Source organism: Neoroseomonas rubea, assembly GCF_016106015.1.
In the GTDB taxonomy this organism is placed as follows: Bacteria; Pseudomonadota; Alphaproteobacteria; order Acetobacterales; family Acetobacteraceae; genus Neoroseomonas; species Neoroseomonas rubea.
The window spans coordinates 1-2,089 of sequence record NZ_JACADQ010000499.1 but is presented as its reverse complement, the minus strand read 5'-3'; the positions used below and the strand labels follow the sequence as shown (position 1 = coordinate 2,089).

Annotated in this window: 2 protein-coding genes; one reads left to right on the top strand and one right to left on the bottom strand. The window is 71.4% G+C overall.

Features of this window, described 5'->3' with window-relative positions:
• The coding region (locus HW577_RS26760) for a hypothetical protein (protein WP_232475215.1) at positions 1-187 on the top strand (187 nt) is incomplete at its 5' end.
• A gap of 55 nt (positions 188-242) precedes the next feature.
• Here HW577_RS26760 and HW577_RS24150 read toward each other — a convergent pair.
• Positions 243-2,089, bottom strand: a 1,847-nt coding sequence (locus HW577_RS24150; RefSeq protein WP_198378647.1) for a PhoX family protein, incomplete at its 5' end; no start/stop codon positions are given.

The following is a 2,089-nucleotide window of genomic DNA, read 5'->3' as shown; positions in this document are numbered from 1 at the left end:
GACGACCGCGAGCACCGAGGCGCCCGCCGCCACGACGTCGCGCCGCGCCCGCCGCGCCGAATCCCGTGCCCAGCGTCGTGCGCGCGGCGAGGCTTCCTCCACCCGCCGCAACCGCGGTACGCAGCACGCCTCGGCCCGTCGTACGCCGCGCAGCGCCACGACGCAGGCGCCGACCGCGACCCAGTGAAACGCAGAAGGGGGCCGCGAGGCCCCCTTCCCCTTCGCCGCGATGGCAGGCGCGATCAGTCTCCGATCACGCCGCCATCCTTCTTCACGATCGCGATCACCGACGGCCGCGGCGGCACACCCTCCGCGAAGTCCGGCCAGCGGGTGGATGGGCGCTCGAAGGTCGAGCCCGCATCCTCGCCCGGATGCTGGATGGCGAGGAAGATGGTCCGGTCGTCCGGCGTGATGCAGGGCCCGCAGACCTCCGCCCCCGTCGGCGCCTGGTAGAAGAGCCTCGTCAGCGCCCGCCCGTGTCCAGCCGTGTCGGCCGCATAGAGCCCGTCCGCCACGCCGGCGCTCTCCGGCGACCCGTCGGTTGCGATCCAGATCCGCCCCTTGCTGTCGAAGGCGCAGTTGTCGGGGCAGGAGAGCCAGCCCTGGTCGGACGTCGCGCGATGGTACTGCGTGCCGGGATCGACGCCAGGCTTGCCGGCCGCAATGAAGATCCCCCAGCGCGCCTCGGTCGCCGCATGGTCGACGCGCGGCGAGCCGGCACCGGGCGGAATCACCTCCACGATATGGCCGTGGATGTTGTTCGCGCGCGGATTGGCGCCGCCCGCCTGCTGCGCGGTACGACGGCTGTTGTTGGTCAGCATCACGTAGACGCGGCCATTGACCGGGTTGGCTTCCACATCCTCCGGCCGGTCCATCGGCGTCGCACCCATCAGCGTCGCGGCGCGGCGCGTCTCGAGCAGCACATCTGCCTGGCTGCGGAAGCCGTTCGCTTCGGTCAGCGGCCCCTGGCCGTGGACGAGCGGCTGCCAGATCACGCGGCCATCGGCCTCGAAGCGCGCGACATAGAGCGTGCCCTCGTCGAGCAGGTCGCGGTTCGCCGCGCGGTCATTGGGATTCCAGGGGCGCGCAGTGACGAACTTGTAGAGGAACTCGAACCGCTCATCGTCGCCGGAATAGAAGGCCACGCGGCCATCGCCGCTGACCGCGTGCGTCGCGCCCTCATGCTTGAAGCGCCCGAGCGCCGTGCGCTTCACCGGCACGCTCTCGGGGTCGTAGGGGTCGAATTCCACAACCCAGCCGAAGCGGAAGCTCTCGTTCGGCTCCTTCTCGACGTTGAAGCGGTCCTGGTGGCGCCACCAATTGTACCAGGAGTCGGTCGAGATCCCGTAGCGGCGCATGATCTCGGCATGCGGCGTCTTCGCGGGGTCGCCACCGAAATAGCCGTTGAAGTTCTCCTCCCCCGTCAGGACGGTGCCCCAGGGGGTGTTGCCGCCGGCGCAGTTGTTCAGCGTGCCGAGCGCCAGCACGCCCGCGGGATCGACGGAGGTCTGCATCCGATCCGCCCCCGCCGCGGGGCCGGAGATGCGCATCGGCGTATCGGCGGTGATGCGCCGGTTCCACCGTCCCTCCTTCGCATAGGTCCAGCGGCCGCCTTCGCGCTTCACCTCAACCACGGACAGGCCGTGCGCCATCATCTCGGCCCGCACCTGCCCGGCATTGGACCGCGTGCGCGCCTGCCGGCCGGAGCCCATGCCGGGGAACATCAGGTTCGTGTTGGTGTATTCGTGGTTCACCACGAGCAGCCCGTGATCGGCCGTGCGGCTGCCCGCCGGCAGCGGGAAATAGTCGAGGTAGTCGCAATTGTAGCCGAACTGGCGCGCCTGCGCCGCCTCCGTCACCTGGTTGGCGTCGAAGGCCGCCGCACCGGGCAGCACCGGGTCGCCCCAGCGGATCAGCATCTGCGCCTCGTAGCCCTCGGCGACCGCGTGGTCCTGGGCAAGCTGGTGGCGCAGTTCCGGGAAGGTCAGCGTCGAGGGGCCGCCGGTGCGCGGCGCCCCCTGCGCCTCGGCCGCGTCCGGCAGCGCCGCGAGCGCGGCCGCCGCGGCGCCGGCCGCGAGCACGCCGCGCC